Raw genomic sequence first — 23,185 nt, 5'->3', positions numbered from 1 at the left:
GAGAGTCAACACTACCGCTTATGTTGGGCGCGGCAACATTTTGTTTCGACGACGAACGGTGACCACCATGGCGACGACGCCCACCCGTGCAGACAAGTTCTCCTTCGGTCTCTGGACCATCGGATACAACGGCTCCGATCCCTTCGGCGGTCCCACCCGCCCCCAGCTCGACGTGGTCGAGGCGGTCGAGAAGCTCGACGAGCTCGGCGCCTACGGCCTGACCTTCCACGATGACGACCTGTTCGCGTTCGGTTCGACCGACGCCGAACGACAGACCCAGATCGACCGCCTCAAGGGTGCGCTGGAGGCCACCGGGATCGTCGTGCCGATGGTGACGACGAACCTCTTCTCCGCCCCGGTGTTCAAGGACGGCGGCTTCACCTCGAACGACCGCCAGGTCCGCCGGTTCGCACTCCGCAAGGTGCTGCGGAACGTCGACCTGGCCGCCGAGCTCGGCGCGAAGACGTTCGTCATGTGGGGCGGTCGCGAGGGCGCCGAGTACGACTCCGCCAAGGACGTGCAGGCCGCGCTCTCCCGCTACAAGGAGTCGGTCGACCTGCTCGCGCAGTACGTCACCGACAAGGGCTACGACATCCGCTTCGCGATCGAGCCGAAGCCGAACGAGCCCCGCGGCGACATCCTGCTGCCGACGCTCGGCCACGCGATCGCGTTCATCGACACGCTCGAGCGTCCGGAGCTCTTCGGCGTGAACCCCGAGGTCGGCCACGAGCAGATGGCGGGCCTGAACTTCACGGCCGGCATCGCCCAGGCGCTCTACTCGGGCAAGCTCTTCCACATCGACCTCAACGGCCAGCGCGGCATCAAGTACGACCAGGACCTCGTCTTCGGCCACGGCGACCTGCAGAACGCGTTCTCGCTCGTCGACCTGCTCGAGCACGGCGCACCACAGGGCGGCGTCGCGTACGACGGCCCGCGCCACTTCGACTACAAGCCGAGCCGCACCGAGGACATCTCCGGCGTCTGGGACTCCGCGGCCGCGAACATGCGCATGTACCTGCTCCTCAAGGAGCGCGCGCAGGCGTTCCGCGCCGATCCCGAGGTCCAGGCGGCGCTGTCCGCGGCGAAGGTCGACGAGCTGTCGACGCCGACGCTCGACGAGGGCGAGTCGTACGACGCGTTCCTCGCGGATCGGTCCGCGTTCGAGGACTTCGACGCCGACGCGTACTTCGGCGGCAAGGGCTTCGGCTTCGTGCGCCTGCAGCAGCTCGCGGTCGAGCACCTGATGGGCGCTCGTTGAGCCTCGTCGCCGGCGTCGACTCGTCGACCCAGTCCTGCAAGGTCACGATCCGCGACGCCGCCACCGGCGCCGTCGTCCGGGAGGGACGCGCGTCCCACCCGGACGGCACGTCCGTCGATCCCCGTCATTGGTGGGACGCCCTCGGCACCGCGATCGCGGACGCCGGCGGGCTCGACGACGTGGCGGCGATCGCGGTCGCCGGCCAGCAGCACGGCATGGTCGTGCTCGACGCCGACGGCGTCGTCATCCGCGACGCGCTCCTCTGGAACGACGTCCGCAGTGCCGACGCGGCAGCGCAGATGGTCGAGGAACTCGGACGGGAGGCATGGGTCACCAGGACCGGTCTGGTCCCGGTGGCCTCGTTCACCGGCACGAAGCTGCGCTGGCTCCGCGACGCCGAGCCGGACAACGCACGCCGCGTCGCGGCGGTCGCGCTCCCCCACGACTGGCTGTCGTGGCGGCTGCGCGGCTACGGTCCGGCCGACGAGAGCCCGCTCGGCCCCGACCTCGACGCGCTCGCGACCGACGGATCGGACGCCAGCGGCACCGCGTACTGGGACCCGGCGCGGACGGCGTACGACCCGGAGCTGTTCGAGCTCGCCCTCGGACGGTCGATGCGGGTCGCCGGCGAGTCGGGCGGCGACGTGGTCGTCCCACGGGTCGTCGAGGTAGACCAGGCGATGGGCACACTCGACACCGACGTGCCACTGCCCGGTGGCGGGGTCGCCCACGGCGGCCTGGTCGTCGGTGCGGGCACCGGCGACAACGCCGGTGCCGCCCTCGGACTCGGACTCGGACCCGGCGACGTCGCGGTGTCCCTCGGGACCAGCGGGACCGTCTTCGGCGTCACCGACACCGCGGTGGCGGACCCGAGCGGGACCGTGGCGGGCTTCGCCGACGCGACGGGGGCGCGCCTCCCGATCGTCACGACGCTGAACGCGGCCCGCGTGCTCGAGGTGATCGGCGGCCTGCTCGGCGTCGACCACGGCGAGCTCGGCGAACTGGCGCTGCGAGCACCGGCCGGCGCGGACGGGCTCGTCCTGGTGCCGTACTTCGTCGGCGAGCGCACGCCGAACCGCCCTGACGCGACCGCCTCGTTGCTCGGGATGACCCCGACGACGACGAACCGTGAGCACCTGGCTCGCGCCGCCGTCGAGGGCATGCTGTGCGCGCTCGCCGACGGGCTGGCCGCCGTCGAGGGCACGGGGGTGACGGTCGAGCGACTGCTGCTGATCGGCGGCGCCGCACGCAACGAGGCCGTCCGCACGATCGCCGCGCAGGTGTTCGGACGCGACGTGCACCTGCCGGAACCGGGCGAGTACGTCGCAGCCGGCGCGGCGAAGCAGGCGGCGTGGGCGCTCACCGGGACCCTGCCGTCCTGGACGCTCGACACCACGACCGTCGCCGCGGACCCGCATCCCGAGGTGCTCGAGCGGTACCGCACGGCCGTCGATCACCAGAGCGGCTGAGTGAGGACAGGCTGCCCTGACAAAGCCCCGGTCAGGGCAGCCTTTCCTGCCTAGCGGTGGGCCGTCCGGAGTGCTTTGCTGTCCGACATGGCCACCACCACCGTTCCCGCACTGCCGACCGCGTCGCCCGCGGACCCCACGAACGCGGCCCGGCTCAACTGGCTGCGTGCCGGTCTGCTCGGGGCGAACGACGGCATCGTCTCCGTCGCCGCCGTCGTGGTCGGTGTCGCCGGTGCCGGGGCACCGGTCGGCCCGGTCCTCGCCGCCGGCGGAGCCGCCCTCGTCGGTGGTGCCGTCTCGATGGCGCTCGGCGAGTACGTCTCGGTGAGCGGCGCACGAGACGCGCAACGCACCGGGCAGGCTGCCCGTGCGGCCCGTCGGGCGACCGACGCGGTCGGACCCTCGGACATCGCCGCCGCCTACCGCTCGATCGGGGTGTCCGACGACGTGGCACGGTCGGTCGCCGCCGAGCTCGGTCGCCCGGAGGTCCGAGAGAACTGGATCGCCGCCGAGGAACGGGCCGCACAGGACGAGGTCGTCAGCCCGTGGCGAGCGGCCTGGGTCTCCGCGGCAACCTTCACCGCCGGCGGCCTGCTGCCGTTCCTGGCGACCGTGTTCGTACCGGAGTCGGTGCGCGTCGCGGTCATCGTCGTGGCCGTGCTCCTGGCACTCGCCGCGACGGGCACGACGGGCGCGGTGCTCGGCGGCGCGCCCCGAGGTCGTGCTGCCACGCGCGTCGTGATCGGTGGCGCTGCGGCCCTCGCGGCGACGTGGCTCGCGGGCACCCTGCTCGGCGCGCACGCACTCTGACGACGCGGCCCATGTGCGCAGGCGGCGGCTCCGGCGGGATCCGGGATGGGATGATGCATCTCGATCACCGGAACGAGAACGAGGAACGATGCCCCCGCTGGACGATCAAGGCCATGAGGCCACGCTCCTCGCCGGGCGGTACCGCCTGGAGTCCGTCATCGGTCAGGGCGGCATGTCCGTCGTCCACCGCGCATGGGACGAGGTCCTGCACCGCCCCGTCGCGGTGAAGGTGTTCCACGCCGGCACGGTCGACATCGCGCGTCAGGAGACGGAGCAGGGCGTCCTGGCGTCCCTGCAGCACCACAACCTCGTGAGCCTGCTCGACGCAGGCGTCGTCGACGACCACGAGGGCCGCCACCGCCGGTTCATCGTGATGGCGCTCGTGACCGGACAGGACCTCGAGGCGCGTCTGGCCGTCGGGCCACTGGCGTCCCGGCACATCGCCGAGATCGGCTTCGACATGGCGGAAGCGCTCGACTACATCCACGCACGCGGCGTCGTCCACCGCGACATCAAGCCGTCGAACATCCTGCTCGTGGACTACGGCAACGGCTCGGACCGCGCCAGGGCCAGCCTGACCGACTTCGGGATCGCCCTCGCCGAGGGGGTCGAACGGCTGACGGCCGACGGCGTGACCACCGGGACGGCCGCCTACCTCAGCCCGGAGCAGGCGAGCGGGTCCGACGTCGGACCCGCGAGCGACGTGTACTCCCTCGGACTGGTCCTGCTCCAGTGCTTCACACGACGGCGGGAGTTCCCCGGGTCGCTCGTCGAGTCGGCGGTCGCCCGGCTGTCGCGTGACCCGGTGGTCCCCGATCCCCTGCCGGCACACTGGAGCGGACTCCTCTCCGCGATGACCGCGCGGGATCCCGCATCGCGGCCGACGGGGGCTGCGCTCGTGGCATCGCTCCGGGACGTCGTGATCGCCGACTCCTCGAGCGCCGACCACGTGGTCGAGCCGACGACACCCGTGCCGTCTCGACCCGCCGAGAGCGGCCGTCCGACGACGCTCGACGTCCTGCCGGAGGAAGCGCTCCGCCGCACCACCGCCATGGCCGCACGACTCTTCGACGCACCGATCGCGCTGGTCGAGGCGCTCGACGAGGACCGGGAGTGGTCGCAGTCGTACATCGCGGACGGCGTCGACGACGCCGCCCGGCACATCAGTTTCCGGAACGGGTTCGCCCCGGTCGCGGTCCCGGTGGTGATCCCCGACGGTTCGACCCACCCGGAGATGCGCGACAGCCCGCTCGTCACCGGCCCCCTCGGCATCCGCTTCTACGTCAGCGTCCCGTTGCTGCGGCACGACGGAGCCCCGATCGGGACCCTCGCGGTGCTCGACACGCGGGCCAGGACCGCGACCGAGGCCGACCTCGCGAACCTGCGGGACCTCGCGGCGCTGGCGGTCGCGCAGCTCGAACTCCGACAGGAGTCCCTCCGCTCCACCAGCGACGCGCTCCCGCTCGTGCCCGGTCCACCCGCACCGGATGGACCGGTCGCCCAGGCCTGACCAGCACGCTCCGACCGGTGCGTCGCGACTACCTCGTCGCGCGCTCGACGGCGTCGAGGATCGTGGCGACCTCGGTCCTCGTGGTGTAGTCGACCTTGACGTCGGCGAACCGCACCACTCCGTCGGCGTCGAGGACGAACACGGACGGGAACGGGATCCGAGCGGTCGCGTCGGCATTGCTGTCCGCGACGTCGAACCCGAGCGCGGTGTGCGCCCGCCGCGCGTCGGCACTCGGCTCGGTGACGATCCCGATGCGTTCGGCGAGCGCGTTGCCGACGTCGGACAGCACGGCGAACTCGAGCTCGCCGTTCGCGACCGCCTGCTCGGACGCCTCCGGCGTCTGCGGCGAGATCGCGATCAGGGAGACACCGCGCTCGCGCAGGGCCGGCAGCAGCTCCTGCTGGTAGGTCCGGAGCGTCAGGTTGCAGTAGGGGCACCACGCGCCCCGGTAGAACACGAGGACGCTCACGCCGTCCCCACGCGCGTCCCGCAGGCCCTGCGCGTCTCCAGTCGCCGTCAGGAGCTCGGCGTCCGGGAAGACATCGCCCTCGCCGATGGCCGTCTCCGGCACCCCGGCAGCTCGGAGATCCTCCTGCTCACCGTCGAACACCGCTGAGAGCTCCGGACCGATCTGCTCGGTGAACCCCTCGTTGAACGTGTCGACCTGCGTGGCGATGGACGGTGCTGGCATCTCGGGACCTCCGGGTTCAGGCGCGGCCGACGCGGCCGTTCCACGGAGCATAAGCAGGCTCACCCGGATGGTGACCGCCCGGCGTCATCGAGCGTCATCGACGGGCGCGGTGTCGCGGACGGCGGCGAGCTCCCGGTAGACGTCGGCAGCACCGGTCGGGACCCGGAGGAGCGACCCGTCCGGCTGCTCTTCCAGTCGGACGAGCCCCATCCGCCGCAGGTACGGGGTCTTCGCCCCGGCGGCGATCCGGTCGGCGACGACCTCCGGTGCGACGGCGAACTCCTCGACGTTCCGCCCGCCGGAGGCGTAGGACCAGTCCACGAAGTCGAACACCGGCCACCACGTCCACCCGCGGACGTCGACCCCGTCGGCGACGAGCGTCCGGACCGCGGCGATCGAGTCGCGGACCCAGGCCTCGCGGACCGCGTCGTCTCCCTCGATCGAGGTCTCGGTGACGACCATCGGCAGGCCGTACCGATCACCGAACCGGGTCAGCGACTCGACGAGGCCCTCGGACCAGCGGTCGTACGCCTGCTGCACGGTGCCGTCCGGCCCGTCGACGAGTCGCCGCGGCGAGAGGTCCGGGTAGTAGTTGACGCCGAGGAGGTCGATCGTGACGGCGCCGTCGACGAGCTCGGCGAGGGCTGCCCTGGATGCGCCCTGCTCGACGAGCCAGTCGTGGGACGGGTGGTCAGGGGTCACCCGTCCCACGACGAGGTCGGTCGGGATCCAGCCGATCGCTTCGAGCAGCGCCGCTTCGTCGGCGAGCGCCGAGGGGTCCGTCGTGTAGAGCGAGGACGCCTCGACGTGCACGATGACGGCGTCCGGGTTCGCGGACCGGACCGCGGCGACCGACTGTTGGAACCCCGTCGCGATGCCGAGCACGACCCGCGTCCATCCGTCCCACCCGGTGAGCGCCGGTGGCCACACGCCGCGCAGCCCGGCGAAGGACGCGGTCGTGATGGGTTCGTTGAGCGGGGTCATGTGGTCGACGACCCCGGCGTACCTGGCGGCGAACGCCCCCGCGAAGGAGGCGACCGCGGCCGGGTACGCCGGATCGGCGAACGAGTCCTCGAGCCAGGTCGGCGTCCCGTAGTGCACCAGGTCGGCGATCACGGTGAGCCCGAGGGACGCGGCGTACGACAACCGCTCGTCGAGCACCGCCCAGTCGAAGACCCCGGGTGCGAGGTGGACGCGCGGCCAGTCGACCCCGTAGCGGAGCGCCGTCGCGCCGAGTGACACGACGAGGTCCAGGTCACTCCGCCAGGCGTCGTCGTGCCCGGTCAACTCGTGCTCGTCGAGCGGCAGCATGTCGAACCGCGCGGGCGGGTACACACAGGTGTCCTCGATGCCGGCGACGAAGGTGAGGGTCCCCGGCGCGAACGCCCCGATGGTCACTTCAACCCCGTCGTCGCCACACCCGCCACGAAGAACTTCTGTGCGAAGAAGAACCCGAGGGCGATGGGCAGCAGCGAGATCACGGCGCCGGCGAGCAGCACCGCGTGGTCGGTCACGTGCGCTCCCCCGAACAGCGTCAGCCCGGCCGGGAGCGTCAGCATGTCGTTCGAGGTCGTCACGACGAGTGGCCAGAGCAGGTCGTTCCACAGTGCCATCCCGTTCAGCACGGCGACGGTCGCGATGGCGGGCTTCGCGAGCGGCAGGACGACCTGCCAGTAGATCCGCCAGTGTCCGGCGCCGTCGATGCGGGCGGCCTCGTCGAGCTCGGTCGGGATGTCGACGAAGAACTGCCGGAACAGGAAGATGCCGAACGCACTGGTGGCCCGCGGGATGATGAGGCCCTGGTACGTGTTGAGCCACCCGAGGTGGAACAGCTCCACGAACACCGGGATCAGGGTCACCTGGAACGGCACCATGAGCGTCGCGATGACGAGCACGAACGCCACGTTCCGCCCGACGAACCGCATCCGAGCGAGGGCGTAGGCGCACATCGAGTCGAACAGCAGCGTCAGCACGGTGGTCACGACGGTGAAGACGAACGAGTTGAGCAGGAGCCGGAGGAACGGCAGCTGCTGCCAGACGCCGGTGTAGCCGTGCAGGGTGATGCTGGTCGGGAACAGGCTGGCGGGGTGGCCGAAGAGATCAGCCTCGGAGCGGAACGACCCGCTGACCATCCAGATGAACGGCACGAGCGCGAACACGAGTCCGATGCCGAGGTACACCCACTTCACGAGGGACCCGGTGCGTGCGAGGCCGGTGCGTCGCAGGGACCGGCGGACGCTGGCGTCAGTCGACATCGTCGTACCGGAAGAGTCGCAGCTGCAGGAGCGAGATGAGCATGATGATCACGAAGAGCACCCAGGAGATCGCCGACGCGTAGCCGGTCTGGTAGTTGACGAACCCGTCGCGGTAGAGCAGGTTCACGAGCGTGTCGGTGTGGAACACCGGCCCACCGCCGGTCATCACGTACACCAGGTCGAACACCTGGAACGACTGGATCGTCAGGATCATCGACGTGAAGAGCATGGTCGGGCGGATGCTCGGCAGGGTGATCCGCCAGACGGTCTGCCAGCGGTTCGCGCCGTCGAGCTCGGCGGCCTCGTACCGTTCCGCCGGCACGCCCTTGAGACCGGCGACGAACAGGATCATCGCGAAGCCGATGCTCTTCCAGACCGACACGAAGATGATCGTCGGCAGGGCGAGCGAGGTGGACTGCAGCCAGGCGACGCTCGGCAGCCCGAGCATCGCGGTGATGCCACCGACGAGCCCGATGTCCGGGTCGAGCAGGAACTTCCAGACCAGACCGATCGTGACGAGCGACACGATGGTCGGGAAGAAGAACACGCTCCGGACGATCCGGTTCGCCAGGGTGTCCTCCTGCAGGAGCAGCGCGGCGACGAACCCGAGGACGACGAGCAGCACGACCGAGACGATCGTGTACTCGAGCGTGATCCGCAGGGCGTTCCAGAACTGCGGGTCCTGGAACAGCTTCGTGTAGTTCCCGAACCCGACGAACGGCTGCGAGGTCGCACCGACCGTCCAGTCAAAGAACGAGTACCAGAGCGATCGGAGGATCGGGAACACGACGAACGCACCCAGGATGATCAGGGATGGGGCCATGAAGAGCCAAGCGGGCTGGAACCGCCGCGGTCGACGGCGGGTGGGTGGAGCCTCCTGGCCGGAGCGGGGCACCGCCCCGTCGCGTCTGGTGCGCGACGGGGCGGACCCGGTGAGCTGGCTGGTCACTTGCTGCATCCGGTGAGGCCGTCGATCGTCTGTGCGGCTTCCTTCGTCGCGTCGGCGACGGAGGTGCCTCTGGTGATCTTGCCGATCATCGGGACGTAGCCGTCGGAGTCGACCTTGGTGGCGTCCGGTACGTGCGGCAGGTACAGGCGCGAGTCGGACACCTGACTGGCGAAGACGCTCACCGTGGGGTCGGCCTTCAGCTTGGCGTCGTCGGACAGGTCGGTGCGCAGCGGCGGGAAGCCGGTCTGCAGCGAGAACTTCTGCTGCGCGGTCTTCGACGTCCAGTACGCCAGGAACTCCTGCGCCTGCTTCGGGTACTTCGTCTTCGCGGAGATCGACAGCGGGGCGATCGAGCCGAGCGTGGTGGACTTGCCGTCGACGCCCGCCGGGACCTTCACGAGGCCGAGGTCGATGCCGGCCGACTTGTAGCCGGGGGCCGCCCACGGACCGTTGATCTCCATCGCGGCCTTGCCAGCCGAGAACAGCGAGTCGGCCTCGGCGCCGGTCAGCCCGACCGGGCTCACCTTGTCGTTCGCGACCAGGTCCGCCCAGGTCTTCAGGGACTGTTGCCCGGCGTCCGTCTGGACCACGCTGCAGTTCTTCGCGTTGACGATGTCGCCGCCCTCGAGCCACTGCAGGACGGGCCACATCTGGATCGTCTGGTTGTCGGCGAGCGCGATGCCGTACTTCCCGCCGGTCGTGAGCTTCTGGGCGTCGGTGGCCATCTCCTGCACGGTCGTCGGCGGGTCGCTGATGCCGGCGTCCGCGAAGAGCTTCTTGTTGTAGTACAGACTCAGCGTGGCGAAGTTGGCCGGGACGCCGTAGAGCTTGCCGTCGTAGGTGAACTCCTTGACGGTGCCGGGAGCGAACTCGGACGTGTTGATCTTGCCGTCGCCGCTGCCGGTCTCGGTGATGGGCAGCACCGAGTTCGTCTTGACGTACTGCGCGACGGCGTTCGGGTCGGAGCTGACCGCGGCGACGTCGGGACCCTGCCCGGTGAGCCATGCGGACGGGAGCTTCTGCTGGATGGTGTCCCACGGCTGCACGGTCATGTCGACCTTGACGTCGGGGTGGGCCTTCTCGAAGTCCTTGACGATGGTGGCGTAGCCGGGGCGGTCGCCGCCGGTGAAGCCGGTCCAGACCTTCAGGGTGACGGGGCCGGACGTGCTGGCGTTGCCGCCGGCAGAGCACCCGGTGAGGGTGAGGGCCGCCACGGTGGCGAGGGCGCCGATGGCGAGGGTGGTGCGTGTGTGCTGCATCGGGGAACGCTCCTTTGCGTTGCTGCTGCGTGGTGCTGGGTTGTGGGGGTCGTGCGGGGTGCGGTGGTGCTGGTGTCGGGTGGTGCTGGTCCGGTGCGGACGCGCGCGGCGTCCTGATCAGGTGCGGACGCGCTCGGCGTCCGGGTCGCATCCGCAGGACGCGCGGATGACGAGCTCGACGGGCAGTTCTGTCCGGGTCGGCGTCCCCGCGCGGCGGTCGACCAGGTCGAAGAGCCGCTCGGTCGCGATGCGTGCCATCTCCTCGGCGGGGACGCGCACGGTCGTGATGCCGGGGGTGGTGACCCGCGCGAGCCCGAAGTCGTCGAAGCCGACCACCGAGACGTCGCCGGGGACGTCGACTCCTGCACGCCGCAGGGTGTGCAGGCCCCCCACCGCCATGTCGTCGTTCGCGAAGACGATGCCGTCCGGGCGGGGGCCGCCCGCGAGCATCTGCTCCATCGCCGCCGCGCCGGAGGTCTCGGACAGGTCCCCCTCGATCACCGCCACGTCGTCGATGCCGTGCCGCTCCGCAGCCGTCAGGAACCCGGCGCGTCGATCGAGCCCGGTCTGGTGGTCGAGCGTTCCCGTGACGTGCAGCAGGCGGCGGCGACCGTGCACCTCGACGAGGTGGTCGACCAGGCGTTCCGTCGCGCTGACGTCGTCGATGCCGACCGTGACCGCGTCGGACAGGTGCGGGTAGTTGCCGATCAGGACCGCCGGGAGGCCGGATGCGACGAGGGTCTGCACGTGGTCGTCGTCGATCGCCGCACTCGTGACGATCGCGCCGTCCGCCGTCCTGGACCGCATGACCCGCTCGTACGCGACGTCGCCGGAACCGGTGTCGGCGTTCGTGGACACGATGACCTGGGCGTCGTGGGCGTTCGCAGCCGTCGACATCCCCGTCAGCACGTGCATGAAGTAGAGGTGGCCGAAGACGTGGGCCGAGGAGTTCGGGACGATCAGCGCGACGGCGTCCGCACGCTGGCTGCGCAGCGCACGACCCGCAGAGCTCGGGACGTAGCCGAGTTCGTCCGCGGCCTGCTTGACGGCGGCGCGGGTGCGCTCGCTGATGCGTTCGTGACCGGCGAGCGCCATGCTCGCGGCGGCGGACGTGACACCGACCTTGGCGGCCACGTCCTTGAGGGTGACGGACTTCGGCATGGGGGTCGCCTCCTTCGGAAACCACGCGCTTTATCGATTAACTAGACACATCATGCACGTGCTTAATCGATGAAGCAAGCCCCAGATCGATACCGTGGCATCCATGCCACCGCTCGCTGCAGTACACCGCGGTGACTGGCTGCGACCTCGCGCGGGTGCCTGGGCGACAGCCGGCGGTGTTGCCGGCACCGACTTCGACGCATACGTACGGATCCTGCACCCAGTGCAGGCGTATCGCGAGGACTCCGCCGCGGATGGACGGACCCCGCCACCGATCGTCGAGGAGTGCTCCTGGCGCTGGGCGGACGTCGCGGCCCGCACCGGCCGACGCATCCACCCACTCGTGCAGTGGACACGCCTGTCAGGCCACGAACCTCCTCGCGGGTTCGCGACCGCCGACGGCTGGACTGTTCACCCTCCCGAGGAAGGACGACTCGACCCGGTTCTGCTCGCTGCCCTGACCGAACACCTTCGACCGGCCACGACGACACCGAGCGACCTCCTCGCTGCCGTCTGGAACGGCTGGGGAGACCTCAACGGCGGGTCCGCCTCGGCGTCGTTCACCATCGGTGAGCCGACCGCCGAGGAGATCAGGGCACTCCAGCAACAGGCTCTCGACGAACGCCTCCGTCGTGCAGCGATCGCGAGCGCGCTCTCCGGCCCGCTGTTCGAGTGGCCTGGTCGCGAGTTCCACCTCATGTCGGTCACGCTCGATCTGTTCGCGGATCCCGACTGGATGGAGACGACCGGCATCGAGACCTACCCGGCGTCGGGACGGACGCCGCAGATGCTGTGGCCAGAAGACCACACCTGGGTCCTCGCCACCGAGATCGACTGGGACGCCACGATCGTCGCGGGCACCCGCACCCTGATCGCCGACGTCATCGCTGACCATCGGTTCGAAGCGTTCGAGGTCAGCGCCGATGACGACCTCTCCTGGACTGGCGACACCATCAACCACGGGTGCATGCGCAACGACGCCCGGTGATCACCTCGACGTCCCTCCGGCAGCGCCCCGCCCCAACCGTTGAACCCGCCGAACGCGACCTTCACCGGGACGGCCTGCGCCCGATCACCCACGTACTCGTACACCCCACCCGGACGCCCGAGCCACAGCACCCGCGCCGGCGTCACGGTCGTCGCCGTTTCATCGCCATCTACGCAGACGACGCAGTACGCACCTTCCCGTTCGCACCCGAGGGGATGCCGAATCGTGTCGTCGGGAAGGACGCCATCGACGCCTGGATGCGACAGGTCGACGACCATCGTCACCTTCGACGGCTCCGTCGACGACCTGCGCATCCTCGAGGGCTCCGATTCCATCACCGCAGAATGGTCCGCGGCCGGCCGGTTCTCCTCGGGCCAGCCGGTGCGGCTGACCTACGTCGCCGTCGTCCGGTACGACGGCGATGCCGTGATCGAGTACCACGACTACATGAACCCGCTGGAGCTGCAGCCTGGCTTGACAGCTGGCCCGCCGAGGGAGTCAGCGTGACCCTCATCGCGGTCGAAGAGCACTGGAACCTCCCCGTAGTCCGCACTGCCTTGGCGGAAATGGCGTCGGACGTTCTGGCTCAGCACCGTGCTCGACGAGATGGGCAACGCCCTCGATCCGCAGGCGCCGAGAAGGCGACGAACGAACACCGCCGTCGGCGAATCGCCCGTGTTCAGGGCGTGCTGCACCAGATGGAGCGAGCCGTTCGGCGCTCGTACGCGGGCTGTGGTATCGCGAAGGAGGCGTAGCGGCTTCACGATGGACCATTACTCGTCAGTTCGTGGGCTGCGGTCTTCAGGAGTGCGGTGTCGATGCCTCGGCGGCCGAAGAGGACGAGCGCTTCGCGGTCGTCTCGGTCAGGGAAGACCGCGACCGCAGCGATGGGTTCCTGTGAGAGGCCGTCACTCCAGGCCGTTCGTCGCCGCCGGATGGTGGGCAGGAGCCGTTCGTACTCGTCGACGAGCTCCGGATGCGCTGGGCGCGCGTCGCGAAGCACGTTTGCACGCACGTCCTTTGGCGCAGCGCTCAGGAGGAGCCGCCCTGCGGCGGTCGTGAGCGGGTTCCTCGGGAGGTACTGATCAGCAACGACGGCGAAGCGCTCGTCGAAGGGCCGCTGTGATCTTGCGGTGTAGACGACGTGGCGGCCGAGGAGTACGGCGATCGCAGTTGCGGTGTTGAAGCGTTCCGCGATCGCGTCAACGTCGATGCTGGCCCACTGCACGTGCCGCGCGGCGAGGAGTTCGAGGACCAAAGGTGCCGGCCCGATACTGAGGCCACGCTCGGTGCGGATGAGCCAGCCGCGCGACGCCAGCCCGAGAGCGATGTCCTGAACGGATGACCTCGGGACGCGCAGTCGGCGCGCCAATTCACTCACCGTCAACGGGATGTCCGCGCGGGCCACCATGTCGAGGACGTCAATGATCCGGTCGACGCTGCGATGGGAACTCATGTGTTCAAGGTGCCGCAAATGCGGCAATCCTGTGATGTGCACCATCGGTCGTCCGAGGCTTCGCGTATGAACTCCACACCGCTTCAGGACCTGTCCAAAGTTCTTCGCCTCGACCTCTCGAACGCAGAGATCGATGGCTCCGAGCCCGAGACGACCTCCCCCCACCGCCTCGCCGAGTGCATGGCGGCGGCGATGGCCGCACACGGCTTGGCAGCAGCGGGGTTCGGTGCGCTGCGAGGCGGTCCAACACGATCTGTGCGCGTCCGGACCGAGGATGCGCTGCTGCAGCTCATGGCTGTCTTCGCGACGCGGATCGGCGACGTGCCAGCCGCGGCCACCATGGAGGACCCGCACCTCTTGGGCGACAGTGACTTCTACACCTGCCGTGACGGGCGCGAGATCTTCATTCTCCTGTCCTTCCCGCACCTGCGCGATCGTGCCCTTCGCGTGCTCGACTGTCCGCCGGGACCTGATCGGATCGCGGCAGCAGCCGCGGAATGGGACGCGCTCGCACTCGAGGAAGCAATCGTTGCCGCTGGCGGGACGGCCACGATGGTGCGGTCCCGAGAGGAGTGGGCAGCGTCGGCCGCAGGGCACGCGATCGCCGGAGAACCGTTGGTGCGCCTCGAACGCACCGGTGATGCCTCCCCCGTCGGCCGCACGCCGCTCGCTCCGTCCGATCCACCACTGTCCGGTGTCCGTGTCATCGACTTCACGCATGTGATCGCCGGGCCGATCGCTGCTCGTCTGCTCGCGGAACTTGGTGCGGAGGTCCTCCACGTGTCGCGTCCCGACCGGGCCGACCCGAACGCCATGATCATCGAGACCGGCGTCGGGAAGCGGAATGCGTTCTGCGACCTTCGGACGGCAGCGGGCAAGGCGCAGTTCGAGGACGTTCTCGCGGGTGCAGACATCGTCATCCACAGCTACCGCCACCTCGCCAGGTTCGGGTTGGACGCAACACGGCTCGCCACCGAACACCCTGGACTCGTCTTCGCCGACGTGCACGGCTGGGGCGACCGCGGGCCGTGGGCGGACCGGGGCGGGTTCGATCAGCTCGCCTGCTCAGCGACCGGCTTCGCTCTTGAAGAGGGCGGCGGGGAGCATGCCGCTCTCCCGCCGACATACCTGTTGAACGATTACGTCGCCGCGTTCCTTCTGGCAGCAGGGATCGAGACCGCGCTGACCCGGCAGGCGACCGATGGCGGTTCCTGGCACGTGCACGTCGACCTCGCTCGGGTCTGCACCTGGGTCCAGTCATTCGGACAGAATCCGAACCAGATCGCGGCCGGACCCGACCTTCGCGCAGGGCTTGCCGCCGTTGACACGGTGCAGACCGACGGACCGTTCGGAAGAATCAATGCCCTTCCGAGTTTCGTGCAGATCACCCCACCCTGGGATTCCGTGCGCGGCGTTTCTTCCCCGTTGGGATCATCGGCAATGAAGTGGTCGGACGCGCACTGACCTCGCTGGACTGCCGCCCGGGCGACGGGTCGTTCGTGGACCGTGGCGAGCGATCACGTTCGTGAACGAGGCGAACTCGTCGGAACGGATTCTCCGGTGCGGAGCAGCGGGGCCGTGCGTCCCGTACGCGCGGCCCCGCCTCTGGGAGCACCACTCCCCGAGCGGGATGAATCAGGGATCCCGCTCCGTCCGCCCGGTCGAGGGCGGACGTCTGGCCACCGCACGGACCCCGGCGAGAACTGGCCCGAGCATGGGGACGCAGGAGGAGTTAGGTCGTCCGCATCGAACGCTCGCGTGGTCGCAGCGGCCAACCGCCGCCCCGCCGCAGCATGGCGTTCCCACAGCGTCCCGAAGGCTGCCCGGTTCCCGGCACGAGCCGCGCCCGCAAGCTCCTGATCCGTCCAGCTGAGGCGCCAGCCCGATCAGCGTGGCCGCATCCAGCGCCACGACCAGTGTCGTCCCGGTGATCAGTCGCATCGCGTTCCCCGCCCGCCGGTCGTGTGTTGCGTGGGACCGTACGCGCCCGGCGCACGGTGGGAAGGCGGGGATCCCCGGTCAGGTGATGCGACGGTCATGCGGTGACGGGCCGAGCTCCACGAGGCGGTGCGGGATCTGCGCTGTGCAGATCGACTCGATCGGCGAACGCTCACCGTGCTCGACCTCGTACTCGCATTCACCGCACCTCGTCCGCGCTCGGTCCAGTTCACCGGGGTGTTCCTCCCACGGGTGCGCGCACGTCGGACATGCGGTGTTCCGGAGCCGCTTCGACACGGCGCGGTAGTCGAGGATCACCGGCACCGCTGGGTCCCATCGCCGCCATCGTCCCCAGCGGCGGACCGCGATGGGCGTCGTGCCCACGTCGACCAGCGCCTGGCTTCGCACGGATGTCGTCACGACGACCGCGCACGGGATGACGCCTCGTAGCGTCACCGTCGTCGCCGTGACGTCGATGCTCTCGAGCACGAGTTCACCGGTCCCTCCGGTGTCGTCGACCATGACGGCGACCGCATCCGGGACGGTCAGCACGACCGGCAGTCGAGCCGTTCCGACGTTCGTGTCGTGGTCCTCGACCCAGCCGTGCAGGACCAGCCGCCCGTCGGCCACCCGTGCGGCGGTGACGTCGAACGTCGCGTCGTCGAGCGTCGCGAGGGAACGGAGGGGCACGCTGCGATCTTCGCACCACCGTGCCCCCGTCCCGAGCCACGCCGGTGGTCGAGGCGACTCCAGCCCGGCCAGCGCGTCCGGTTTGCGGTCGAGCCGTACCCGTCGGGACAGGATGGCTCCTTCTTCCGCGCTCACGACGTCAGGCCGATGTGAGCAGCGCGCGACGCGCGGACGCTGGCGCGGCGCACGACGTGCCCGGCAACGGACAGGAGGCTCGGTGCCAGCTGGCACCGAGCCTCCCGTCCGTCACACGGTTCAGTTGAAGCTGAACACCTGCGGCGCCTGGTTGTTGCAGTCGTACAGCTGCAGCGGCGTCTGGTTCGCGGTGTTGCCCGACGGGACGTCGAGGCACCGACCGGACTGCGGGTTCAGCACGGAGCCGTTCGCCTGCGGCACCCACTGCTGGCCGCCGACACCGTTGCACGTGTACAGCTCCAGGTGCGAGCCGTTCGCGGTGGCGTTGCCGTCGATGTCGAGGCAGCGCCCGAGCGTCCGGATCGTGTGGTCGGCCTGGTTGTAGGCCCACTGTTGATCGGTCGTCTGTTCGTCCGTCAGGAGCGTCTGGCAGTCGTAGACCTGGACCTGCTGACCGTTCTGCTGCAGGTCGTTGCCGGCGACGTCGACGCACTTGGACCCGATCGTCTTGATCGGGACGGCCGCGACGAACTTCTGCGCCTGGTTGCCGTTGCAGTCGTAGATCTGCAGCGCCGTGCCGTTCGCGGTGTTGCCCGACGGGTCGTCGAGGCAGCGTCCGGACTGCGGGTTCTTGATCGACCCGTCCGGCTGCACGATCCACTGCTGCCCGCCGACGCCGTTGCAGTCGTAGAGCTCGACGTGGGTGCCGTTCGCGGTGCCGTTGCCGTTGATGTCGAGGCAGCGGCCGAGCGTCGAGAGCGTGTGTGCTCCGTAGACGTTGCCGAGCCAGTGCTGGTCGGCCGCGAGCGTCTGGCAGTCCCACAGCTGCACGACGGCGGTGTTCCCGCCGGTGTCGTCGCCGGCGACGTCGACGCACTTGCCACCGGGTCCGGTGATCGGGGCGCCGGGGCCACCACCGGTCGAGACACCCTGGTAGTTCTGCGCGACGACGTTCGCCTGCACGGCGTTGTCGGCAGCATCGGTCGAGTACCCGGTGGTCATGACGCCCTCGAAGAACGACTGCGTGCCGCGGTTCGAGTTGTCCCCGCCGGCGCCGAGCACGATCGACCCCTCGAGCTTCATCGGCGTGTAGCCCTGGCCGTCGCCGTCCTTGTCGGTCGGTAGCGCCCCCTCGTACCACTTCGACAGCGACCCGGACTGCGCGTTCCCGCCCTTCAGAGCGAAGTTCGCGACGCCGTCGTTCTTGAGGAGCGCGGTGACGAACTTCGACGTGTTGCCGGTGTTCGCGGTGTTGATCGCGGTCTTGCCCTCGTAGACGCCGTTCTCCAGGTCGGCCTGCACCCACGGTCCGCGACCGGCGCTGCCCGTGCCGTTGAGCATCGACAGGTTCAGGGCGTCCATGTGCCCCTTACCGGTGTCCTTCTCCTGCGTCTCGACGTTGCCGAAGTCCGAGCAGCAGCCGTGGTTCGCGTTCGTGCCGCTGGCGACCTCGTACATCGACTCCGGGCTGGCGCCGCGCGCCGTGCCCTTCGCGAGGGTGCTCGCGATGCGGTAGGCGACGCCTGGTGGCATGTAGATGCCGTACGCCTTGTGCCCGGCCACCGTGATCGGCAGGGCGGTGGCGTTCGCGGCGACGTTCGCCCCACCGGCGTCACCCGCCGGCGCGACGGTCAGGTCGTTGTGGTTGGACGACTGGTCGTAGATCTTCGGGATGGTGCACGTCGTGCCGGAGCAGAAGGTGTCCTGCGTCTGGGCGTTGGCGTACCCGCCGGCGGCGAGCAACCCGACGTTCGTGGTCGCCCCGTCCGAGGCACGCTGCACCTGGTAGAGCGGCCCGTTGTACGAGGAGTACAGCGCCCGGGTGGAGCTGTACGCGGCGACACACGAGGTGCCGGCGCCGGCGTAGGTGTCGCACGGACCGTTCGTGGCGGCAGCAGCGCTGCCGACACCGACCGTCGTCGCGAAGAGGCTCCCGGTGACGAGAGCGAGGGCTCCGAGTGCCGCGGCGACGATGCGCCGTGGCCTGGAGATCGACCCGATGTGCATGTGTGGTTCCTTCCGAGCGTCGTTGCTTGGGGATGCGGTCGACCGTCGGGTTGAGCACCGCGCCGTCGAGCGGCGATGCTTAATCGATTAACCAGAACCAGGATACCGCGCCCCGTCACCTGCCGCCCGTCGAGGGAACAGAAAACGTCGGATCCGTCGCGCGGACCCGACGTCTTCTGTTCCCGTGGTCAGGCCACCGCCCAGGTGACGACGCGGGGATCCGTCAGCTGCACCTCGTGCACCGGCCCGGTGACCCGCAGGGTCGCACGCTCCGTGGCGGTGCCCGGCAGGGGCGCTGCGGCCGATCCGTCCGACAGCGCGACGATCCCACCGGACTCGAGCGGGCCTCCCGGCCGGGACGCCGCCGCGTGGGACGCGACCCACACCTGCACGTCCCCAGGCTCGACGACCTTCCGCAGGTCGCGACCGCTGAAGGCGAAGCGCTGCACCGGCACGGTGAAGCGCACGCTGCGGGACTCCCCCGCCGGCACGTCGACGCGGGCGTACCCCAGCAGCTGGACGACCGGACGGGTGACGCTGGCGTGCACGTCGTGCCCGTAGAGCTGCACGACGTCCGAGCCGTCGCGCTGCCCGGCGTTCCGGACCGTGACCGTCGCGGTGAACGTGCCGTCGGTGGTGACGGCGTCGTCGACGACCAGGTCCTGGTACGCGAAGGCCGTGTACGTCAGGCCGAAGCCGAACGGGCGGACCGGCGTCGAGTCGGCGGCCGTGACGTCCGACGGGCCGCCGAGCCTCGGGTGCAGGTACGTGTACGGCTGCGCACCGGCAGCACGGGGCAGCGAGACCGGCAGGCGCCCCGACGGCGCAACGGCACCGGTCAAGAGGTCGGCGATCGCCAGTCCCCCGCCCTCCCCCGGGAAGAACGCCTGGACGACGGCGGACGGACGGGGACCCGGCCCGTCGAGCGCCCAGCCGATCGCGTACGGCCGTCCGGTGAGCAGGACCACCACCGTCGGGGTGCCGGTCGCGACGACGGCCTCGACCAGCTCGCGCTGCACACCGGGTAGGTCGAGCGAAGCCGTGTCGTTGCCCTCGCCCACGGTGCCGCGGCCGAACAACCCCGCCTGGTCCCCCACCACGACGACCGCGACCTCGGCGTCCCGCGCGACCGCGACGGCCTCGGCGATGCCGGAGCGGTCGTCACCCTCGACGGCGCAGCCGACCGCGGTCGACACCGTGCCGCCGAGAGCCGCTCGCAGCGCCTCGAGCACGGTCGGGATCGCGAAGCCGAGCGGCAGGTCGGGGTGGTCGGCCAGCACGTGGTTCGCGAAGGAGTAGCACCCCTGCAGGGCCTCGGCACGGTGGGCGTTCGGGCCGATCACCGCGACGCGCCCCTGCCGGGGGTCCAGGGGCAGCACGCCGTCGTTGGACAGCAGGACGAGCGACTCCGCCGCGAGCTGCCGTGCGAGGTCGCGGTGCGACGGGGTGTCCAGGTCGATGCCGGTGGGCGGCTCGTCCTCGAACACGTCCGGGTCGAGCAGCCCGAGCCGCTCCTTCTGGCGCAGGACCCGCAGCACGGCACGGTCGACCAGTGCCTCGTCGACGAGGCCGGCACGGACGCGCTCGACCAGTGGCGCCAGGTACGCGTCACCGGTGGGCAGCTCGACATCGACCCCGGCCTCGAGCGCCATCGCCGCGGCCTCGCCACGGTCGGCGGCGATGCCGTGCATGACCTCGAGGAACGCCACCGAGAAGTAGTCGGCCACGACGGTGCCGTCGAAGCCCAGGCGATCGCGCAGCAGCCCGGTCAGCAGGTCGGCGTTCGCCGCGACGGGCACGCCGTCGATCTCCGCGTAGGAGTTCATCACGCTCCGAGCGCCACCGTCGAGCAGCGCCATCTCGAACGGCGGCAGGAACACGTCCGCGATCTCGCGCGCTCCGGCGTGCACGGGTGCGTGGTTGCGGCCCGCCTGCGACGCGGAGTACCCCAGGAAGTGCTTGAGCGTCGCGTCGACTCCGGCGCGCTGCAGCCCACGGACGTAGGCGGTGCCGACGGTGCCGACCAGGTACGGGTCCTCGCCGATGCACTCGTCGACCCGTCCCCAGCGGGGGTCGCGGACGACGTCGAGCACGGGAGCGAGGCCCTGGTGGACCCCGAGCCGTCGCATCGAGTCGCCGATCACGGCACCGACGCGTTCGACGAGCTCCGGGTCGAAGGCGGCACCCCAGGCCAGCGGCGTCGGGAACGTCGCGGCCTTCCACGCGGCCAGGCCGGTCAGGCACTCCTCGTGCACGAGCGCCGGGATGCCCAGCCGGGTCTCCCGCTTCAGGCGCCGCTGCTCGTCCCACAGCCAGGCGGCGCGCTCGTCGGGTTCGACGGGGCGGGTGCCGTAGACGCGGGTGAACTGGCCGATGCCGTCACGGGTGATGTCCGCCAGCGTGCGGCCGTCCGACCGGGTGGTCATCTCGCCCTGCATGGGCGCGACCACGCCGTTCTGGTCGAGCCAGTAGCCGACGAGCTGCGCCGTCTTCTCCTCGAGCGTCATGGCCGCCAGCAGGGCGGCTGCGCGGCCCGGCGCGACCGTCGGGTCCGACGGTCGGGCCGGACCGGACGGGAGGCTCGGGTCGGCCCCGCCACGCGCCGCGGCCCGGGCGTCGGTCGTGGTGACCGGCGTCGTCGACGTGGGGCGAGCCTCCCGGCCGCCGGTGGCCGACGCTGTCGCGTCGGTGGCGGTCATCCCTTCACCGCCCCGGTCAGCCCGCCGACGATGCGACGCTGGAACACCGCGAAGAACGCCAGCGCGGGGATCATCGACAGCGACGTGAACGCGAGCACCCGTGCGGTGTCGACGGAGTACTGCGACGAGAACGCCTGCACCCCGAGCGGGAGCGTGTACGCCGACGCGTCGTTGAGGATGAACAGCGGCAGGATGTAGCTGTTCCAGCTGCCGATGAAGGCCAGGATGCCCGTCGTGACGACGCCGGGCAGGGACAGCGGCACGACCATCCGGAAGAAGAAGCCCAGGCGGCTTGCCCCGTCGATGGAGGCTGCTTCCTCGAGCTCGTCCGGGATCGCCCGCAGGAACGGCACCAGGATGATGACGGTCGTCGGCAGCGCGAACGCGATCTGCGGCAGGATGACGCCGGCCAGGCTGTTCGTCAGCCCGAGGTCCTTCACCAGCAGGTAGAGCGGCGTGATCGCGACGGTGATCGGGAACATCAGCCCGGCGGCGAACAGCGAGTACAGCGCACCGCGGCCGCGGAACCGGTAGCGGGCGAGCACGAAGCTGACCATCAGCCCGAGCACGACGACGCCGACCGTGGTGGTGACGCCGGCGATGAGCGAGTTGCCGAGCTGCTGCCAGAACACCCCGCTGGACAGGACCTCGGCGTAGTTGCCGAAGTTCCACGGTGCCGGGAGCCCAGCGGGGCTCGCGGTGATCTGCGCGTTGGTGCGGAAGCCGCCGAGGACGATGTACGCGACGGGGCCGATGCAGACCGCGATGAACAGCAGCGCGATGAAGTACGTGCCGAGGTTGCGCTCGCGGCGGACCGGTCCGGTGTCACGGTCCCGACGTCGTCGGGGCGCGACGATCGATGCGGTGGCGGTCATCGTGTTGCCTTCTCGGTGAGGGCGCCGGCGGTGTCGCGACGCAGGACGAACCGCTGGTAGACGAGTGCGATCGCCAGCGAGATGAGGAAGATCACCACGGCGACGGCGTTGCCGTACCCGTAGTTACCGGAGTTCCGGCCGTTCGCGACCATGTACGTCGCCATGGTCGAGGTCCCGGCCGTCGAGGCGATGTACTGCCCCCAGATGATGTAGACCAGGTCGAACAGCTGGAGCGAGCCGATGATCGACAGGAACGCCCAGATGCGGATGGTCGGTCCGAGCAGCGGCAGCGTGATCCGCCGCTGGATCTGCCAGTAGCCGGCGCCGTCGAGCTGGGCGGCCTCGAACAGTTCTTCGGGGATGCTCTGCAGGCCGGCCAGGAACAGGATCACCGCGAAGCCGATGTACTTCCACGAGATGATGGCGAGGAGGGTCCAGATCGCGATGTCCGGGTTCGACAGCCAGTCGTTCCGCAGCCCACCGAGGCCGATCGCCTGGAGCAGGTCGTTGACCGCGCCGCTCGTCGAGAGCATCAGGCTCCACCCGGTGCCGACGATCACCTCGGAGATGACGTACGGCACGAAGATGAGCACCCGGATGAGGCCACGTCCGCGGATCCGCTGGTTGAGCAGCAGCGCGAGGATGATCGCGATGGGACCCTGCACGAGCAGCGAGCCGATCACGATGAACGCGTTGTGGGTCAGCACGCCCCGGAAGTCCGGGTCGGTGAAGATGATCTTGTAGTTGTCGAGGCCGACGAAGTCCGTCGGCGCCCCGTAGCCCTGCCACTTGTAGAAGCCGTAGTAGGCGGCGAGCGCCACGGGGAGGATCACGAACCCGACGAACATGATCGTCGCGGGTCCGGCCAGCAGGGCGATCTCGACCCGCTTGCGGACGTCGGCGACCGGCTTCTTCCGGCCCCGGCCGGCCGGGGCCGACGGCGTGGTGCCGCCGGCTCCGGTCAGGTCCTTCCCCGCGCCCGTCAGCTCGCTCGAGCCGGACGGACGGGGGGCGACTGATGTGGCCATGGGTCGG

19 protein-coding genes are annotated in these 23,185 nt (G+C 70.1%); 7 read left to right on the top strand and 12 right to left on the bottom strand.

Annotated features, from left to right (window positions below; genetic code table 11):
• The first annotated feature begins 67 nt into the window (after nt 1–67).
• From xylA to AAEP80_RS07370, 4 genes are all read left to right on the top strand, one after another.
• On the top strand, nt 68–1,258 hold the full coding sequence (xylA, locus tag AAEP80_RS07385; RefSeq protein ID WP_281267075.1) for a xylose isomerase: 1,191 nt from the start codon (nt 68–70) through the stop codon (nt 1,256–1,258).
• On the top strand, nt 1,255–2,727 hold the full coding sequence (gene xylB / locus AAEP80_RS07380; RefSeq protein ID WP_420366555.1) for a xylulokinase: 1,473 nt from the start codon (nt 1,255–1,257) through the stop codon (nt 2,725–2,727). Before xylA ends, xylB begins: the two co-directional genes overlap by 4 nt.
• A gap of 87 nt (nt 2,728–2,814) precedes the next feature.
• Nucleotides 2,815–3,537 (top strand): VIT1/CCC1 transporter family protein, encoded by a 723-nt coding sequence (locus AAEP80_RS07375; RefSeq protein ID WP_413602653.1) that lies wholly within the window; start codon nt 2,815–2,817, stop codon nt 3,535–3,537.
• 88 nt (nt 3,538–3,625) lie between these two features.
• Entirely contained in the window at nt 3,626–5,047 is a 1,422-nt protein-coding gene (locus tag AAEP80_RS07370; protein WP_420366554.1) for a protein kinase domain-containing protein, read from the top strand.
• A 28-nt stretch (nt 5,048–5,075) separates the two neighbouring features.
• Here the strand turns inward: AAEP80_RS07370 and AAEP80_RS07365 are convergent, their stop codons facing one another.
• The 6 genes from AAEP80_RS07365 to AAEP80_RS07340 form a co-directional block, all read right to left on the bottom strand.
• Nucleotides 5,076–5,738 carry a peroxiredoxin-like family protein gene (locus tag AAEP80_RS07365; protein WP_420366553.1) on the bottom strand — a complete coding sequence of 221 codons (663 nt, stop codon included), beginning with the start codon at nt 5,736–5,738 and terminating at the stop codon, nt 5,076–5,078.
• Nucleotides 5,739–5,822: 84 nt separating this feature from the next.
• Nucleotides 5,823–7,136, bottom strand: coding sequence for a family 1 glycosylhydrolase (locus tag AAEP80_RS07360; protein WP_420366552.1), 1,314 nt, complete (start codon nt 7,134–7,136; stop codon nt 5,823–5,825).
• Nucleotides 7,133–7,993, bottom strand: a complete 861-nt coding sequence (locus AAEP80_RS07355; RefSeq protein WP_420366551.1) for a carbohydrate ABC transporter permease — start codon at nt 7,991–7,993, stop codon at nt 7,133–7,135. The genes AAEP80_RS07360 and AAEP80_RS07355 overlap by 4 nt, the downstream gene beginning before the upstream one ends.
• The gene (locus AAEP80_RS07350; protein WP_420366550.1) at nt 7,983–8,816 is read right to left on the bottom strand and encodes a carbohydrate ABC transporter permease; all 834 of its coding nucleotides are present in this window, start codon (nt 8,814–8,816) and stop codon (nt 7,983–7,985) included. Before AAEP80_RS07350 ends, AAEP80_RS07355 begins: the two co-directional genes overlap by 11 nt.
• A 122-nt stretch (nt 8,817–8,938) precedes the next feature.
• Complete coding sequence (locus AAEP80_RS07345; RefSeq protein WP_420366549.1) at nt 8,939–10,201, bottom strand: sugar ABC transporter substrate-binding protein; 1,263 nt, start codon at nt 10,199–10,201, stop codon at nt 8,939–8,941.
• Between the two features lie 117 nt (nt 10,202–10,318).
• The gene (locus AAEP80_RS07340; protein WP_420366548.1) at nt 10,319–11,362 is read right to left on the bottom strand and encodes a LacI family DNA-binding transcriptional regulator; all 1,044 of its coding nucleotides are present in this window, start codon (nt 11,360–11,362) and stop codon (nt 10,319–10,321) included.
• Between the two features lie 223 nt (nt 11,363–11,585).
• On the opposite strand from AAEP80_RS07340, the gene AAEP80_RS07335 reads away from it, so the two are divergent.
• The gene (locus tag AAEP80_RS07335; protein WP_420366547.1) at nt 11,586–12,350 is read left to right on the top strand and encodes a hypothetical protein; all 765 of its coding nucleotides are present in this window, start codon (nt 11,586–11,588) and stop codon (nt 12,348–12,350) included.
• 225 nt (nt 12,351–12,575) lie between these two features.
• A complete protein-coding gene (locus tag AAEP80_RS07330) occupies nt 12,576–12,857 on the top strand; it encodes a hypothetical protein (RefSeq protein WP_420366546.1) in 282 nt (93 codons plus the stop codon).
• 253 nt (nt 12,858–13,110) lie between these two features.
• Here AAEP80_RS07330 and AAEP80_RS07325 read toward each other — a convergent pair whose 3' ends face one another.
• The gene (locus AAEP80_RS07325) at nt 13,111–13,851 is read right to left on the bottom strand and encodes a helix-turn-helix domain-containing protein (RefSeq protein WP_420366545.1); all 741 of its coding nucleotides are present in this window, start codon (nt 13,849–13,851) and stop codon (nt 13,111–13,113) included.
• A 21-nt stretch (nt 13,852–13,872) separates the two neighbouring features.
• On the opposite strand from AAEP80_RS07325, the gene AAEP80_RS07320 reads away from it, so the two are divergent.
• On the top strand, nt 13,873–15,270 hold the full coding sequence (locus AAEP80_RS07320) for a CoA transferase (protein ID WP_420366544.1): 1,398 nt from the start codon (nt 13,873–13,875) through the stop codon (nt 15,268–15,270).
• 555 nt (nt 15,271–15,825) lie between these two features.
• Here AAEP80_RS07320 and AAEP80_RS07315 read toward each other — a convergent pair.
• The 5 genes from AAEP80_RS07315 to AAEP80_RS07295 all read right to left on the bottom strand — a co-directional run bounded on the left by AAEP80_RS07315 (nt 15,826) and on the right by AAEP80_RS07295 (nt 23,178).
• On the bottom strand, nt 15,826–16,434 hold the full coding sequence (locus AAEP80_RS07315) for a hypothetical protein (protein ID WP_420366543.1): 609 nt from the start codon (nt 16,432–16,434) through the stop codon (nt 15,826–15,828).
• A gap of 255 nt (nt 16,435–16,689) precedes the next feature.
• Complete coding sequence (locus AAEP80_RS07310; protein ID WP_413602666.1) at nt 16,690–18,576, bottom strand: arabinofuranosidase catalytic domain-containing protein; 1,887 nt, start codon at nt 18,574–18,576, stop codon at nt 16,690–16,692.
• Between the two features lie 188 nt (nt 18,577–18,764).
• On the bottom strand, nt 18,765–21,275 hold the full coding sequence (locus AAEP80_RS07305; RefSeq protein ID WP_420366542.1) for a glycoside hydrolase family 3 N-terminal domain-containing protein: 2,511 nt from the start codon (nt 21,273–21,275) through the stop codon (nt 18,765–18,767).
• Nucleotides 21,272–22,150: a carbohydrate ABC transporter permease gene (locus AAEP80_RS07300; protein ID WP_420366541.1), complete on the bottom strand. Its 879-nt coding sequence runs from the start codon at nt 22,148–22,150 to the stop codon at nt 21,272–21,274. Before AAEP80_RS07300 ends, AAEP80_RS07305 begins: the two co-directional genes overlap by 4 nt.
• Entirely contained in the window at nt 22,147–23,178 is a 1,032-nt protein-coding gene (locus tag AAEP80_RS07295) for a carbohydrate ABC transporter permease (protein WP_420366540.1), read from the bottom strand. The genes AAEP80_RS07300 and AAEP80_RS07295 overlap by 4 nt, the downstream gene beginning before the upstream one ends.
• Between the last annotated feature and the right edge of the window lie 7 nt (nt 23,179–23,185).

Origin of the sequence: Curtobacterium sp. L3-7 (genome assembly GCF_048756585.1) — a bacterium.
In the GTDB taxonomy this organism is placed as follows: Bacteria; Actinomycetota; Actinomycetes; order Actinomycetales; family Microbacteriaceae; genus Curtobacterium.
Note: the sequence above shows the minus strand (reverse complement) of the source record. Positions and strands in the feature narration are given on the sequence as shown.